The 15,378-nt window shown below is 58.5% G+C and carries 11 protein-coding genes; 10 read left to right on the plus strand and 1 reads right to left on the minus strand.

The window, feature by feature from the left end; translation table 11 throughout:
• Positions 1 to 4 precede the first annotated feature (4 nt).
• The 10 genes from ACOZ42_RS05690 to ACOZ42_RS05735 all read left to right on the plus strand — a co-directional run bounded on the left by ACOZ42_RS05690 (position 5) and on the right by ACOZ42_RS05735 (position 13,340).
• A complete protein-coding gene (locus tag ACOZ42_RS05690) occupies positions 5 to 2,575 on the plus strand; it encodes a virulence factor SrfC family protein (protein WP_162129606.1) in 2,571 nt (856 codons plus the stop codon).
• Positions 2,572 to 3,615 carry a hypothetical protein gene (locus ACOZ42_RS05695; protein ID WP_426345645.1) on the plus strand — a complete coding sequence of 348 codons (1,044 nt, stop codon included), beginning with the start codon at positions 2,572 to 2,574 and terminating at the stop codon, positions 3,613 to 3,615. The genes ACOZ42_RS05690 and ACOZ42_RS05695 overlap by 4 nt, the downstream gene beginning before the upstream one ends.
• On the plus strand, positions 3,612 to 5,597 hold the full coding sequence (locus ACOZ42_RS05700) for a vWA domain-containing protein (protein ID WP_426345646.1): 1,986 nt from the start codon (positions 3,612 to 3,614) through the stop codon (positions 5,595 to 5,597). Before ACOZ42_RS05695 ends, ACOZ42_RS05700 begins: the two co-directional genes overlap by 4 nt.
• Position 5,598: 1 nt before the next feature.
• Positions 5,599 to 6,312 (plus strand): ABC transporter ATP-binding protein, encoded by a 714-nt coding sequence (locus ACOZ42_RS05705; protein WP_003804594.1) that lies wholly within the window; start codon positions 5,599 to 5,601, stop codon positions 6,310 to 6,312.
• On the plus strand, positions 6,303 to 7,511 hold the full coding sequence (locus ACOZ42_RS05710) for an ABC transporter permease (protein ID WP_059317888.1): 1,209 nt from the start codon (positions 6,303 to 6,305) through the stop codon (positions 7,509 to 7,511). The genes ACOZ42_RS05705 and ACOZ42_RS05710 overlap by 10 nt, the downstream gene beginning before the upstream one ends.
• Positions 7,501 to 9,057: a formylglycine-generating enzyme family protein gene (locus ACOZ42_RS05715; RefSeq protein ID WP_003804591.1), complete on the plus strand. Its 1,557-nt coding sequence runs from the start codon at positions 7,501 to 7,503 to the stop codon at positions 9,055 to 9,057. Before ACOZ42_RS05710 ends, ACOZ42_RS05715 begins: the two co-directional genes overlap by 11 nt.
• 48 nt (positions 9,058 to 9,105) lie before the next feature.
• On the plus strand, positions 9,106 to 9,837 hold the full coding sequence (locus tag ACOZ42_RS05720) for a hypothetical protein (RefSeq protein ID WP_003804589.1): 732 nt from the start codon (positions 9,106 to 9,108) through the stop codon (positions 9,835 to 9,837).
• 12 nt (positions 9,838 to 9,849) lie between these two features.
• Positions 9,850 to 10,356 (plus strand): hypothetical protein, encoded by a 507-nt coding sequence (locus ACOZ42_RS05725; protein ID WP_003804587.1) that lies wholly within the window; start codon positions 9,850 to 9,852, stop codon positions 10,354 to 10,356.
• A 6-nt stretch (positions 10,357 to 10,362) separates the two neighbouring features.
• The gene (locus tag ACOZ42_RS05730) at positions 10,363 to 11,901 is read left to right on the plus strand and encodes a hypothetical protein (protein WP_426345647.1); all 1,539 of its coding nucleotides are present in this window, start codon (positions 10,363 to 10,365) and stop codon (positions 11,899 to 11,901) included.
• A 122-nt stretch (positions 11,902 to 12,023) separates the two neighbouring features.
• On the plus strand, positions 12,024 to 13,340 hold the full coding sequence (locus ACOZ42_RS05735) for a DUF445 domain-containing protein (RefSeq protein WP_003804584.1): 1,317 nt from the start codon (positions 12,024 to 12,026) through the stop codon (positions 13,338 to 13,340).
• Positions 13,341 to 13,505: 165 nt separating this feature from the next.
• On the opposite strand, the gene ACOZ42_RS05740 is transcribed toward ACOZ42_RS05735, so the two are convergent.
• Complete coding sequence (locus tag ACOZ42_RS05740) at positions 13,506 to 15,161, minus strand: methyl-accepting chemotaxis protein (RefSeq protein ID WP_426345648.1); 1,656 nt, start codon at positions 15,159 to 15,161, stop codon at positions 13,506 to 13,508.
• Positions 15,162 to 15,378: the final 217 nt, after the last annotated feature.

A 15,378-nucleotide genomic window follows, 5' to 3' on the forward strand; every position in this document is an offset into this window, starting at 1 on the left:
GGACATGACAACCTTACAGAAGGATTTGTGCCAGGACTGGCAGAACGTATATCACGGTGCAGGACAGGCGATTGAGTGGGTCATGCAGGCGCGTGGCTCGTCGCAACGCCTGAATGCGCAGGCCGACAGTCTGGTGCTGGAGCTGCGCCGTGCCCGTAATACAGCCCGCAGTCTGAGCGTGGTGTCGGGGCGCCCCATGACGATTGGGTTTTTTGGTCTGTCGCAAGCGGGCAAATCCTATCTGATTTCCAGCCTTGCCGCGGGGGGCAACGGACGCCTGGAAACCCGTTACGGTGGTGAAACCATCGACTTCTTGCGCCACGTGAACCCACCGGGAGGCGGTAAAGAAGCCACGGGTCTGGTGACGCGTTTCAGCCGTAATGCGAGCGCAGGTCCCGAGGCCTACCCTGTCGAACTGCAGATTTTTTCTGAGGTCGATATGGTGAAAATCCTGGTCAACAGTTATTTCAATGACTTTGACAAGGAGCAGGTCGGTTATACCTTTGCTCCTGATCGTATCAAGGCCTTGATCGACTCGCTCAAAGGCCGCGCGGGCCTCACCGATACCGGCTTTAGCGCCGATGATGCCGTGTCCTTGTGGGATTACGTGCGCGGCAGTTTTGGCAATTCCACCCGCTTGCTCGATAGTGTTTATTGGCCCGAGCTCATGAATCTGGCCCCCGCTTTGCGTCTGGAAGATCGGGCACAGCTGTTCTCCATCTTGTGGGGTGAACAGGCTGAGTTGAGTGAACTTTATATCGGCCTGGCTAAAGTGCTGCAGGCCCTGGGCCATCCCAGCAAGGTGTATGCACCCTTGACCGCCCTGATCCGTCGCGAAGGCGATGGCTTTGTGCAGCAGGACAGCATCATGAACGTGGATGTGCTCGAATCCTTGGGCAGTCCCGCCGAGAAAAGCCTGAGCGTTTTGCCCGTGCGCGAGCACGATGGCCAGACCGTTGTTGCTGCCCAGGCGGTGGACGTGCCCTTGGCCCATCTGGCCGCGCTGACCGTTGAGCTGACCTTTCCCTTGATCGGTGAAACCCAGGCCAGCGGTGTGGACAAGGTAGACCTGCTGGATTTTCCCGGTTACCGCGGTCGCCTGAACATTCGCTCGGTGCAGGAGGCCGGTGCCGCGTCGGAGAGCAGCGGTGGCAATCCTGCCTCGCAGCTGATTCTGCGCGGCAAGGTGGCCTATCTGTTTGAGCGCTATACCGACCAGCAGGAGATGAATGGCCTTGTCATGTGTACGGCCTCGGACAAGCAAAGTGATGTCAAGGACGTGGAACCCGTGCTGACACGGTGGGTGCATCGCACTCAGGGGGCCACACCGCAGGAGCGCCAGAACCGCAAAGTAGGCCTGATGTGGGCCATTACCATGTTTGACAAACGTATTGGCGCCTCCCTGATTCAGGATGATGCTCAGGTGCGTGACAGCTGGGATGGCTTGATGAAGATGAGCTTCAAGGAGCGTTTTGGCCACTGCGAATGGTTGCAGCAATGGCGTCCCGATCAGCCGTTTTCCAACACCTTCCTGGTGCGCAAGCCCGGCATGCCCACGCCGTTTATCGATCTGGATACAGAGAGCCGGGAGCTCTCCATTACCGCCTCTGTAGCCGAGAAAATGGGGCGCATGCGCGGCAGCTTTATTGAGAACCCGCTGCTGGCGCAGCAACTGAGTGATCCAGCCCAGGCCTGGGATGCCATGCTCGCCTTGAACGATGGTGGCATGCAGCGTTTGCGCGCTTATGTGGCCCAGATCGGCGGCCTGGATTTCAAGCTGATGCGCCTGCAAGAGCAGTTTCGCAGTTTGCATGACAGCCTGGTCAAGAAGTCCCTGTATTCCTGGTACAGCCAGGATGGCGATCAGCAATCGGTAGTCAAAGAGGCGCTGGCCAAACAGTTCCGTGAAGAATTGCCTGCCTATCGTGCCCTTGTGGGCGAACTGCTGGCGGCCTTGCACCTGTCGCAAGATACCTTGCGAGATCTGTTCTTGAGCCTGGGTTCCAGCAAAAGTGAGCCCGATGAACCGGGCGTGTTGGTTCAGGAGCAGCCTTTCGAGCAGCAGTATGCCGATCTGGTTTATCGCAGTTGGGTCAGTCAGTTGCGTGACCTTCCTGCCAGCCGCACCAATCAGAATGTGTTGCGCATGCCGGTCGATTTGCTCGCCAGCCTGGTGGAGGAGTTGATTGTGGCCTCGGATCGTTGGGCCTTGCGCGACAAGCTGCTGGCCGCGCTGACCAAGCGTCGTCAAAGCGGTGTGCGGCGCGAGCGCCTGGCTGATCGTCAGGTCTGCAATGTGTCCATGACGATCAGCGAGTTTGTGACCTGGTTCTACCTGAAAGGCGGCACCGAGGATTTCTTCAAGACCCCCAGGACGTTTGCCCCCGATGGCATGCCGGCACTGCCCGCCCAGCCCCAGGATCACGGTGCTCTCTTTTTTGAGCAGTGGCTGGCCGCTTTGGCGCACACCACCTTGCATAACGCGGGTTATGAGGGCGGGCGCGAACTGAGCCTGGAGCAAAATCAGGCCTTGGGCCGCATTTTGGACTGTTTTACCGATAAGAGCGTGGCATGAAATTAAGATTTAGTTTGCAGGCGTTGGAGCCTGCTGTTCCGGGCCGCGCTCGTTTGTATGTGCGTGATCTGGATGATGAGCTGGAGCTGGGGGACTATGCGATCGCCATTCAGCGCAGCCAAAACAGTTATTACCTGCATTCGGCACAAAGCTGGGATGCTTCTTTGCGTTGGTTGCCGCAACAAGGCTGGACCGAGCATGAAGAGGGTATCGCGGTTCTGCTGAACGCCGACATTGTGGATTCGCTGCTGGCCAATGCCAGCGATGCGTATCAGATCACCTTGGCGGATAGCGGTGGTGAAGAGTTGGGTCGCAGCCCGCTGAAACTGGACAAGGCCATCTTGCCTTCTACTGCGGGTGGCCATGCCCAGGCAATGGAACTGACCATGCCGGTAGCCGCTGCACCCGAAACACCCGCGCCCGAGCCTGTTGTGGAAACGCCTCCTGTGGTTGAGACGGTGGCTCCTCCAGCGCCGGAACCCGTCAAGGTAGAGATGCCCACCCCCAACGTGGACACGGTGGCTCCTGTCGAGTCTCCCGCCAAAAAAGGTGGCATGGCCAAATGGATTGTTTTGCTTGTCCTTTTGCTGACTTTGCTGGGCGCAGCCGCCTACTGGTTCTACAGCCAATCCGCCAAGGACGACAGCCCGGCGGCCCCCGAGGCACCCGAGCCCAAGCCCGCCGTGGTGGAGACTGACAACTGCACCATGGACAAGCTGGCAGATCGGCCTGGGCTGCAGTTCGTGCAAGAGTGTGTCAAGGAAAGCAAAACGTCCGAGCAGTGGCTGGCTGTGATTGAGGAAGTCAAAAAGGCGGGGCAATGCGACGTCGCCCAACGCCTGTATGTGAACAAGGCACAGTCTGGTGATGTGAAGATTGCCCTGGCCTATGCCCGTGAATATGATCCCCAGGATCACCCGGCGCATGCCTGCTTTAGCAAGCCCAATCCGGCTACCGCTGCGTACTGGTATGAAACCGTCTTGCTGTCCGATCCCGATAATGCGCACGCCAAGGCCCGCTTTCAGGAGCTGAGCCAATGATGATCCGTCCGCTGGTTCGATTCAGTTTGCTTGCTGCGCTCTTGTTGGGGGCAGGCCAGGCACAGGCGGCCGCCCCCTTGCTGCAAGAGGGTAAAAAGACGCTTTATCAACGCGTCCTGACCACGCCTTCCTGCCGTCTGTTTTCTTCGGCAACGGATCAACAGGGCAAGCCAGTTCCCGCCTTTAGCCGTTTTTATATTTATCAGCGCATCGAGCAGGCCGGGGCAGAGCGCTTGCAGGTGGGCCCGGACAGCCAGGGCAAAACCGTGGGCTGGCTGGACAAGGCCTGCACGGTGGACTGGAAAATGCAGTTGACCCTGGCCTTTACCAACCCGGCCAACCGTGACCGCATGTTGTTTTTCCAGGAGCGCACCTTGCTGGAAAAAGTCCTGGACACGCCTGACCCGGCAACCCTGGTGGCTCCTATCCGTCAGGCGCTGCGTAAAGACGCGCAGGCCGAGGGTGTGCTGGCCCAGGAACCTGAGTATTTTGTGGATGTGCAAGAGCAGTTCTACCTGTTGCCCGTTTTGAGTGGCGAAGAGGTGATGACTGAAAACGGTTTCCGTACGCGTTTGCTCAATGTGGCCTCGGTCAGCAAACAGACAGCCGATCAGAACGAGCCGGACGCCGCCAAGAACGAGCCGCAGCCGGATCAGGATGCCCTTCGCACGTCCCAGATCAAGGGCTTTAGTGCGGCAGTCGTTTTTGTGATTGACTCCACCATTTCCATGGACCCCTACATTGAACGTACCCGCGAGGCGGTACGCAAGGTCTATAGCAAGGTGGAAGAGCAGGGCCTGTCAGAGCAGGTCAAGTTCGGGTTGATCGCGTTTCGCTCCAATCTGGACGCGGCGCCGGGCATTGAGTATCTGACGCGCATGTATGCAGATCCCAATACCGTCACCAGCAGTGAAGACTTCCTGGCTAAAGTGGCCGATCTGAAGCAGGCCAAGGTCTCGACGGTTGCCTATGACGAAGACGCCTACGCCGGGGTGCTCGAAGCCCTGGACAAGGTGAACTGGAATGATTTTGGCGCGCGCTACGTGGTGCTGATTACCGACGCCGGGGCGCTGGAAGGCAATAACACGTACTCCTCGACCGGCCTGGATGCGCCGCAACTGCGTATTGAAGCGGCCAAGCCGGGGGTGGCGATCTACACCCTGCATCTGAAGACGCCCTCGGGCAAGAACAACCACGCCAAAGCCGAAGACCAGTACCGCGAGCTGTCCACGTATGGGGGCACGCAGACTTCGCTGTACTACCCCGTCAATGCCGGTGATGTGAGCCAGTTTGGCAAGATGGTCGATAACCTGGCCACGGCGCTGACGGAGCAGGTCAAAGTGGCCTATCAGGGCGGAGATGCCATTGGCAGCGCGGCCCGCGCCGAGGAAACGGGCGATAGCACGACTGACCAGATGCTCTCGGACGCCGAGTTGATCGGCCATGCCATGCGCCTGGCCTATCTGGGTAAGACAACCGGCACCACCGCGCCCGAGGTATTTCATGCCTGGATCAGCGATCGTGACCTGGTGCGCCAGAACATTCCCACAACGGATGTCCGTGTTCTGTTGACCAAAGCCCAGTTGAGTGATCTGAGCGCTGTGGTTAAACAGATTCTGGAGGCGGCCAACGAAGGCATGATTTCGCCTACCGACATGTTTAACCGCTTGCGTTCCGTGGCCGCCGCCATGGGGGCGGACCCCAGCACCTTGAAGCAGGAAAAGGGCACCAAGCTCGCCGAGCTGGGCCTGATGAGCGAGTATCTGGACGACTTGCCCTACCAAAGCGCGGTACTGAGTCTGGACGAAGATACCTGGAGCAGTTGGGATGCCCTGAGCCAGGAGAAATTCATTCGTGATCTGGGCATCAAGTTGCGCCATTACGAGCGTTACAACGCGGATGCGGATCGCTGGGTGTCATTGGCCGAAGGGGCAGATGCGCGGGATGACGTGTATCCCGTGCCGTTGGAGATGATGCCCTGACATGCTCCGCATTCAGCAGTTAGAGGTTTCCCGGGGGCAAGGCCCCCGGGCTTTTCGTGTGCAATTGCCTGCGCTCGCTCTGGAAGCGGGGCAGATCGTGGCCGTGACCGGCGTCAGCGGATGCGGCAAAAGCACCTTGCTGGAGACCCTGGGGCTGTTGCTCAAGCCCAAACAGGTCAAAGCGTTTCGTTTGGGCAGGCAGGCCATGGATATCAAGGCCTTGTATGCCGATGGTCGTGAATCCGAGTTGGCGCAATGGCGTGCCAGAAACCTGGGCTTTGTGCTGCAAAATGGTGGTCTGCTGCCCTACCTGTCGGTCTGGGAAAACATGGTTCTGCCACGGCGCTTGTTAGGCATGCCGATCAAGGCCGATCATCTGGATGCCGCGATTGCCACCCTGAAGCTGGAGCGGCTGCTGAATCTGTACCCCTCTGCCTTATCGATTGGCGAGCGCCAGCGAGTTGCCTTTTCGCGCGCGATTGCCCACGCTCCCGGCCTGGTGCTGGCCGATGAGCCTACCGCAGCCCTGGACCCCGAAACCGCTCATGATGTGTTCCAGCTGTTTTTCAGCCTGGCCAGGGAGCTGGATCTGGCGGTTTTGCTGGTCTCGCATGATTGGGACAGCCTGAGCCAGTTCGCCATTCCGCGCCTGCAAGCCAGATTGGAGCCCGGTTTGAGTGTTTTCCTTCCTCAGGGGGATGCGACATGCTGCTAAACGTGTGTCGACTGGCCTGGGCTGACTTGCGCTTTGACTGGCGCATCTCTTTTTGCATGGTTGCGGCCATGGTCGCCGTGGTCGCGCCTTTGCTGCTGCTCTTTGGTCTGAAGCACGGAGTTGTCACTCAATTGCAGCAAGCGTTGCTGCATGATCCGCGCAATCTGGAAGTAAAGATGCTGAGCAGCGGCAGCTTTGATCAGGCCTGGCTGGACCGGCTGCGACAGATGCCCGGTGTGGCATACGCCGTGGGCATGACGCGTTCGCTGAACACGCAGGCGGATCTGCGCCTGGACCGACGTCGTTTTCTGGAAAACGTTGAAGTGCTGGCCAGTGCGCAGGGCGATCCTTTGTTGCAGACCCAGGCTCGTGATCTGTCCCCCCAGGAAATCATTCTGACGCAGGAGGCTGCGCGCCGATTGAACTGGCAGGCGGGCGAGTTGGTTCATATTCGTGTTGACCGTCGTCTGGACGGGCAGCGCGAGCAGGGCGATAAAGCCATGACCGTGGTGGATGTGCTGGCTGAACATCGCTATTCGCGTCCTGCCGTGTTCGTGGCCCCGGAAACCCTGCTGGCGCTGGAATACGCTCGCGATGGTTTTCAAGTGCCCGATTTTGCCCTGTTCAGCGGCAAACCCCTGGCCGCTGATATGCCCGTGCTGTATGCCCGCGCCCGGGTCTATGCCAGCACGATCGATCAGGTCGGGGCGGTGGCCAAGGGGCTGGAACAGCAGGGTATTCCGGTGGCCAGCCGGTATGCCGACATTGAAAACGTTCGTGCCATCAATCGTGTGCTGAGCCTGATTTTTGGCGTGATTGCTCTGACGGCCATGGTGGGCTGCGCGGCCTCGTTGGGCGGTGCCTTTCTGGCTAATGTGGATCGCAAACGTAAAGATCTGGCGGTCCTGCGGCTGTTGGGTATTGATAGTGGCGGTGTCATTCGTTATGTGCTGATTCAGGCACTGGTACTGAGCCTGATCGCCTATGCCCTGGGGCTGGGCCTCTATGGCCTGGGCAGTGCTTTATTTAATCAATTACTAGTGGGAGATGGCCTCCAGACGGACTTCGTATGTCGTATCACCCCGGCCCATGCCTTGTACGCCTTATTGATGGTGGCGAGCCTGGCCTGTGTGGTGGCGGCGATCGGAGCCTGGCGTGCCGTTCGCGTTCAACCTGCGGAGAGTCTGCGTGAAATGTAAATTGTGGTTCAGTGCGGCGACGGCGCTGCTGGGTATGAGCGCGCTTGCTCAGGCGGCACCTTGGGAGGAGAAGTACTACAACCCCAAACCTGCCGAAGGCGATGTGGTGTTGCCCATGCCCTGTGAGGGTGCCATGGTGTTTCGCCGTGTCGCGGTGCCGGTGGCCGGCCCTCTGGATGATATGCGTGTGGTGGTGGGGCAGGAAGCGCAAGAATGGGGTTATATCGAACACAAACGCCCTGACTTTATTGCGGGCAGTTTTACCGATGGCAAGGCCGGTTCATCGCGCTACTACCTGATGGCCAAGTATGAGCTGAACAAATTGCAGTACCAGGCCCTGACTGAAGCCACCTGCCCGACACCCAAAAATACCTTGGTGGTGCCGCAGACCGAAATCAGCTGGATGGACGCGATCCGTGTGTCCGACCTGTACAACCAGTGGTTGCGCGACAATGCCGCCGACAAGCTGCCCAAAGAAGACGGCTTGGCTGGGTTTGTGCGTCTGCCAACGGAAATCGAGTGGGAATACGCGGCCCGTGGTGGCTCGTCCTTGTCTTCGGCCGAGTTCCGTGACGTGCGCTATCCCATGCCTGAAGGCATGAACGACTACGAGTGGTATGCCGGGTCGCAGTCGTCCAATGGGGCGGTTCAGCTAATGGGGCGGCTCAAGCCCAATCCGCTGGGGCTGCACGACATCTTGGGCAATGTGGACGAGATGATTCTGGAGCCGTTTCGCTTGAACAAGCTGGATCGTCAGCATGGTCAGGCAGGCGGCTTTGTGGTGCGGGGCGGCAATTTCCTGTCCAAGCCCGAAGCCTTGCGCGCTTCGGCGCGCAAGGAATTAGCCTATTACGGCTCCAAAGGGCCTACCCAGGCCAAAACGACGGGTATGCGGCTGGCTCTGGTGTCAATTGCCCTGACTTCGCGCGACCGGGTGCAGGCCATTGAAAAGAGCTGGCAGGCCTTGGGGACCGAGCAAGGCGCTGTCAACCCGGATGCGCCGGCACAAGAGTCCGCCGTGCAGCGTTTGGGCTCCCTGGCCAGCAGTCTGGAGGACGACACGCTCAAGACGCAGCTCAAGCAGCTGGAAGGGGATTTGCGCGCTGCCAATTTGCGACAGGAGGAAATGCGCGACCAAGCCATTCGCGCCAATCTGGAGCTGGGCTCTTTTCTGTGCACCAAACTTAAAGACGACGTCTTGTTCGTGGAGCTGCTGCAACGAAATTACGAGGCGCTGTGTCAGGCCAGCCCGGACGACAAACAGTGTGTCAGCCGCAAATTGAAGCTGGATGAACAGCACGATCGTGTTGCGAAACTGGCGCGTTATTACGCCAGCAACTTGATTGACGCCTCGTCCCTGTACGGGCTCACCTTGCTGGAAAAACAGGTGCCGGTCGCACGCCAGATGATGGAACAGAACAAGAGCCTCAGCGCCCTGAAACCTTATCTGGACGTGCACTGGAAGAATCAAAAAGACTATTTGAAAACAGATTCGATTGATATCAGTGCCTGGAAGAACAACTGCAAATCGATTCCCAACTCGTAAAGAGCGGGTCAATAAAAAATAGACGTACTTCAATTGGAAGAGGAAGTTATGCAACACGTGCGCCGTTTTACCCCTAGAACCTTACTGGGCAGTCTGATGCTGGGTGTGGCTTTGCTTTCGGGCTGTGCCAGCACGGGCAGTAGTTTGCTCAGTGGTGCTCAGGCCGATGATCGTCTCACCAGTGGTCAGGATGCCAAATTCTTCAGCCGCTCTGGCTTTCAGGCCTGCGCCGGCGCGGCGGCGGTGGGCGTGCTGGCTTGCATGCTGTCGAACTCCAGCAACAAGGCGGCTTGCGCGATTATCGCGGGCGTGGCGGCCTGCGGGGTCGCCATGGGGACCAACTACTATCTGGATCAGCGTCGCACCGAATACGCCAATACCACGGAGCGTCTGGCCGCCATGCAACGTGACGTCGAGGCCGATACTGCCAATATTCTTGAGCGAACCCGTACGGCCCAGCAGGTGATTGCTGACGATAAAAGGCAGATTGCCGACATTGAAAAGCACATGAAGGCCAAGACGATGGAGAAAAAACAGGCTGAAAAGCAACTGGCCCGTATTGATAAGAATATCGAGGTTCTCAATCGCGATCTGAAAAACATGACTGAAAAAGTCAGCCTATATCGGGATGTGGCCGATGCGGAGCGCAAGGACGGAGGCAAGAAGGCGGAAGTCCAGCGTCTGGATCGTCAGATTGACGAGATGAATGTCAAAGTGGCCGTGCTGCAAAAAGAAGTGGACGACCTGTATTCCATGCGTTCTGCAGTGACCTTGGGTTAAAAGGGATTTTTCATGCGAGTATTTCTACGTTGGTCACCCGTTGCGGCCAGTCTTGTGCTGGCAGGTTGCGCCACCACCATGAGCGAGTGTGATCCGTCGGATCAAAACGCCGGTTTCCTGACCAAGATCAGTTGCGACACCTCGGGCGCCTATCGCCAGCACATTGACACGCGCGAGCAAAGTTTGCTGAGCGCGCAGCAAGCCAATGCGCTGTTTCATCAGGTCTACAAGGATATTCAGGCTCAGCAAAGCTTGAGCAACGCCAGTCTGGCCCGGCAGCGTCAGGCCCAGACTGCGCTGAACCGTTCCATGGGGCAGTTGTTGCGTAGTTTGCAGGCCAGTAAAGGTCAGCAAGCCGGCTTGCAGAATCAGCTCAAGGATCTGGATAAAGGGCTCAAGGACGTAAACCGTTCCACCGAAGACAACAGCCCGGCCGCGATAGCCCAAAAGCAGCAGCAGTTGCAACAGCTGCAAAAAGATGTCAGCCGCCTGCAGTCCAGTTTGGGATACGACGAGTAAAGGCCTATGCAGCGCGTCATACTTGATTCGGTGGGGCCCTCCGGGGCCTATCGTCAGCATCAGCTTGCGCTGGATATCCTGAAGCGTCAGGATGAACCCCTGACGCATCTGTTTTCCATTTATCAGGCCGATGGTTCGCAGACGACGGCCTGGTGGACGGGCCTGCAGGGCCAGGCTGTGGCCAAAAGCAGTTTGCCGGCTGCTCAGCAACAGGCACTGGACGCGCGTTATCAGCAAGCGTTGGACCGGATTGAGCTGTTGATTCGCCAGTTGCACGATCAGGGGGCGAGCCAAGATGCGCAGGCGCTACAAGCCCTGCTGCAAGACGGGGCGGCCCAAGGGGCGATCTACAGCGTAGGCGGCAAGCCGTTGCTGGTGATGAGCGAGAATCCGGCGCTGTCGCCCGAACCTTTGTTCGCGTCTGCCCGACGTCGGATGGCCGGAGCAGCGGCTGTGCCGCCGGGTCCACCGGCGACAGCGGCTCTTGGGGCTGGCGCGGCTGTCATGGGGGAGCCTGCTGCCAAGGCTCGCCCGCTTCTGTGGTTTCTGGTGGCCACGCTACTGGCCCTCCTGCTGGCGCTGCTCTTGTCCTGGTGGTTCAAGTGGCCTGCCAGCTGGTGGGACAGGAGTGGGATGCCCGTGGCCCCGCCCGCAGTGGTCAAGCCAGCGCCTGCGGTGCAGGAGCCTGTCCTGCCCCCGGTTGTGCCTGCTCAAGAGCCGTTGGCGCCGGTCCCCGAACCGCCCAAGGTCGAGCCTGTGGTACCGGAGCCGCCCGTGCCTGAGCCATCGCCTGCGCCCAAACCCCAGCCCGATCCCAAGCCTGCCCCCAAGGTGTCATCAGACCCTAATTTTGTGTGTGCGCACGATGATAAGGGCCAGGTGCTCAAACCCGAGGTCTACCTTATTTTTGATACGTCCATGTCCATGCTGTTGAGCGTGGATGCCAAGATTCAGGACGAGGAGTGGTTTTTCAGCCAGGACTTGAGCGATATGGGTTCCTGGAGCGATTACGCGACCCAACGGGCTAAAACCCTGTTTGAAGGGACGTCGCGCATCAAGGCGGCGCGCAGCGCTTTCTCCAGCATGGTGGACAGTTTGCCCGCGGGGCAGGACCTGCATTTGATAACCTTTGCGCAGCAGTGCGCCGCACCCAATTACCAGGGCCGCTTTACGACGGCTCAGCGGGGACGGTTGAAAAACCTGATTCAGACTATCGAGGCCAAGGACAGCACCAATCTGGTTCATTCCCTGAATCTGGCGGCCAGTCGGGTGGATGGCGTTAAACGGGATGCTTTGATTGTCTTGTTTGTTGATGGCAATGACGGTTGCGAGCAGGATATTTGCGCTGTGTCCCGCAGTATTGCACGCGCCAAGCCGCGCTTGCGGATCAATGTGGTGGATATCACCGGTCAAGGCCTGTCCGCCTGTGCGGCTACGACGACGGGCGGTGTCACGCTGGCTCCCAAGCAAGCGGGTCAGATTGCCCAGGCCTTGCGCGATGCTACAACCGACTTTGTGAAGCGTGCCGAACAGGCTTGCCAGTAAACCCCCGGCATGTGGCTGGGCCTGAATCAGCCTGGATTGCCCCAGGCTGATTTGCTTCTGGACAGCCAGAAAAAGACAGGGTGACAATAAGGGGGTCGCTAAACGACGCATAGACTGTGCACATGCCTGTATCTCCCTCTCGCCCCGATTCGCCTGAACGTCGTCTGCGTCGCATGAAACGCGGCGCCCTGGCTTTGCTGGGCCTGACGATCAGCCTGTTCCTGCTCAGTCACGCCATGATTGGCCGGGGCGAGGCTGCGCCGGTTGCTGGACTGTGGCCTTGGCTGCGTGCCTTTAGTGAAGCGGCCACGGTGGGCGCGCTGGCTGACTGGTTTGCCGTCGTGGCCTTGTTCCGGCATCCCCTGGGCCTGCCTTTTCCGCATACGGCCATTATTCCCAATAAGAAAAACAGTCTGGGGGAAAGTCTGGGCGTATTTGTGCGCGACCACTTTCTGGATTCGGCGATGTTGTTGGAGAAACTGCGCAGTCTGGACCCGGCGGCTCGCCTGGGGCAGTGGCTGTCGCAACCTGAGCAAAGCGAACGTGTGAGCCGTGCTTTGCAAACGGCCCTGGGCGAGGCCCTGCGTTTACTGGACGAGCGTAGCGTCAAACAGGCCCTGACCGATGGGGTGCGCAGCTATCTGATGCGGGTGGATATGGCGGGGACCAGCTCCCAGATTCTGGGCTTGCTGACGCGTAATGCCCGGCATCAGCGCCTGCTCGATGAGGTCTTGCAGCAATTGGGCACTTATTTGTCCAATGAAGCCGTCAAGCAACGCGTGGCGGCTGTGCTTGTGCGTTACGCTCAGCGCGAATGGCCCAAACTGTTGGCGATGGTGGGCGTGGTGACCTCCGTGGACGAATTGTCAGGCAAGATGGCCGACCGCTTGGCGCGTGCGCTGGTGGACGAGGTACACACAATTTTGAGTGAACCCGAGCATCCCTTGCGTAAGGATTATGAGCAGTGGGTGCTCGATTATATTCAGCGCCTCGGCCAGGACTCTGAGCTCAGAGAACAGGTCGAAGCCATCAAGCAGCGGTTTTTGCATCACAAAGAGGTGGGCGAATACATCGATGGCATCTGGACTGATGTCATGCGTGTGCTGCGCAGCGATCTTGCCAGACCGGACTCCTCGGTTGCCGCCCATTTGCGGCAGGTGGCTCAGGACCTTGGCGCCCGCCTGAATACCGACGCCACGTTGCGGGCCACCTTGAATGAGCATATGTTGTCGGCGGCGGCCGGGCTGGCCGAGCAGTTGCGCGAAGGGGCCAAGGATCATATTTCGCGCACCGTTCGTCAGTGGGATGACAGGCAACTGGTGCGCGAGCTGGAACTGACGGTGGGTACCGATCTGCAATACATCCGCTTTAACGGCACGGTCGTAGGTGGCCTGGTGGGCGTGGGCCTGCACGCCATCCTGCTGTTGGGGCTGGTCTGACAATAGCAGTCAGAGTGGTGCCAGGCGAAGATGCAAACCGTGCCCGGCGAACGAACATGTTCGTCGCTGCCAGTCAGAATGTGTTCAGATCTCAGGGCGGAGCGGGCCAGGGCATAAGCGGGTGGGGCAGCGAGCCGCTGGGGCCTGTGCCACCCAGCCCTTCACTCAGGCCACTTTCAGCAAGGGGACGGGCTTCTGGGTAGCATTTGGGTCGGGCACGTAAGTCGAGCGGTTCGTCATGCCGGTATTGAGCAATTGAATCGACAGTTTCAGCTCCTTGGCCTGGCGGCTCAGTTCGTTGACGGTCTCGCCCAGGTTGCGAGCCAGATCCGCGTTGTCGTTGATGTCGCTGTCCGTGGTGGATACGGCATCGTTGATTTGCGCCAAACCGTTGGCTTGCTCGTTGGAGGCGGTGGAGATTTCGCTGATCAGATGGGTGACATCTGAGACGGATTGCATGATCTCGTCCATGGTGGAACCTGCCCGCTTGGCGTGATGCGCCCCGGTCGCCATGCGTTTGAGCGAATCCTCCACCAGGTTTTTGATTTCCCCGGCGGCTTGAGCACTTTTTTGCGCCAGATTGCGCACTTCACCGGCCACCACGGCAAAGCCCTTGCCTGCCTCACCCGCGCGGGCCGATTCTACAGCGGCATTCAGGGCCAGGATATTCGTTTGAAAGGCCAGTCCTTCAATAATCGACACAATATCGCCAATACGCTCAGAGCTGTTGTGTATGTCCTGCATGGTGCTGACCATGTCCTGAACCACTTCACCACCTCGCCGTGCGGTAGACAGGCTCTGGTCGGCTAATTGATTGGCCAGACGGGCATTGTCCGCGGTCTGCTGCACATTCATGGTCAACTGCTCCATATTGGCGGCGGTGCGCTGTAAGGAGCCCGACTGAGCGGCGGTACGATGGGAAAGCTGGCGATTGCCCTCTTCAATCTGTGTGGACACATCCAACGAGGCCTGGATGCCTTGATGCACGTCGCAAGCCAGACCCAGCAGGCTTTTGCGCATCATGTCCATGTAGAAATAGAGCTGTGCGATTTCCTGGCTGCGGGTGTGCTGGGGGTTCAGATCGATCAACAGGTTGCCGGTGGCAATTTGCTGGGCGATATGGGTGGCGCTGTGCAGGGGCTGCATCATGCGCTGGGTGACCATCCAGCCGTAGGCCAAGGTTACCAGGCTGACCAGCCCCAGACTGCTCAGCCCGACAGTCAGATACGTGCCGGACGCGCCACTGCCCACCAGCAAGCCGGCGCTCAAACTTACAAGTGCCGTGGTCAGAAACCCAAATCGCAACAAGCTGGCACGCAGGCTGCGATTCAAGGGTTGGAGCAGGGTGTTCAGAACCGAGCGCCAGCCTCTGGCCTGCAATTGACCTTCGTGTAAACGAAAACCGCGCAATCCTTGTTGCTGGATGGAGTGGTACAGATACTCCGCTTCTTTGATGTCCTTGGCTTGGGCACGTACCCGAACCGAGGCGTAGCCGCTGACGCGGCCGTTTTCAAATAAAGGAATGACGCGGGCTTTGACCCAGTAAAAGCCGCCGTCTTTGCGGCGGTTCTTGATCAGCCCCGACCAGGATCGTTGTTGTTTGAGTGTCTGCCATAAATCCTGAAAAATAACGGCCGGCATGTGGGGGTGGCGCACAATATTGTGGTGTGCTCCGATCAGCTCGTCGTGGCTGTAGCCGCTCACCTCGATAAAGGCGGGATTGGCATAGACGATGCGCCCTTTCAGGTCGGTCTTGGAGATTAAATAGGTTTTTTCGGGTACCTGTGTTTCATGAGAGGTAATGGCTTGTTTTTCACGCATGATCTGGCCCTGTTAAAGACGTAGGCGGAAAAGGACAGATCATTATGTTGCATATCGACTTAATTTTGTTACTTGGTATTTGTATTAAAGTCCAAATGTGTCACCGTGATGACGGAGAAAAACCGGTTCAAAAAGCGTGATCTGATCTCTATAAGCAGTTGATTTTATTAATTATTGTTTTTTTGCTGGTCTGGCGGTAAAAAACCGACCCCAGATT

The sequence above is a fragment of the Alcaligenes sp. HNGD-HTN06 genome, from assembly GCF_049932565.1.
Taxonomy (GTDB): Bacteria; Pseudomonadota; Gammaproteobacteria; order Burkholderiales; family Burkholderiaceae_B; genus Alcaligenes; species Alcaligenes ammonioxydans.

Coding starts and splice junctions, on each gene's coding strand:
- ACOZ42_RS05725 (WP_003804587.1), top strand. CDS start 9,850: ATGCGAGTATTTCTACGTTGGTCACCCGTTGCGGCCAGTCTTGTGCTG.
- ACOZ42_RS05730 (WP_426345647.1), top strand. CDS start 10,363: ATGCAGCGCGTCATACTTGATTCGGTGGGGCCCTCCGGGGCCTATCGT.
- ACOZ42_RS05735 (WP_003804584.1), top strand. CDS start 12,024: ATGCCTGTATCTCCCTCTCGCCCCGATTCGCCTGAACGTCGTCTGCGT.
- ACOZ42_RS05690 (WP_162129606.1), top strand. CDS start 5: ATGACAACCTTACAGAAGGATTTGTGCCAGGACTGGCAGAACGTATAT.
- ACOZ42_RS05710 (WP_059317888.1), top strand. CDS start 6,303: ATGCTGCTAAACGTGTGTCGACTGGCCTGGGCTGACTTGCGCTTTGAC.
- ACOZ42_RS05705 (WP_003804594.1), top strand. CDS start 5,599: ATGCTCCGCATTCAGCAGTTAGAGGTTTCCCGGGGGCAAGGCCCCCGG.
- ACOZ42_RS05740 (WP_426345648.1), bottom strand. CDS start 15,161: ATGCGTGAAAAACAAGCCATTACCTCTCATGAAACACAGGTACCCGAA.
- ACOZ42_RS05700 (WP_426345646.1), top strand. CDS start 3,612: ATGATGATCCGTCCGCTGGTTCGATTCAGTTTGCTTGCTGCGCTCTTG.
- ACOZ42_RS05720 (WP_003804589.1), top strand. CDS start 9,106: ATGCAACACGTGCGCCGTTTTACCCCTAGAACCTTACTGGGCAGTCTG.
- ACOZ42_RS05695 (WP_426345645.1), top strand. CDS start 2,572: ATGAAATTAAGATTTAGTTTGCAGGCGTTGGAGCCTGCTGTTCCGGGC.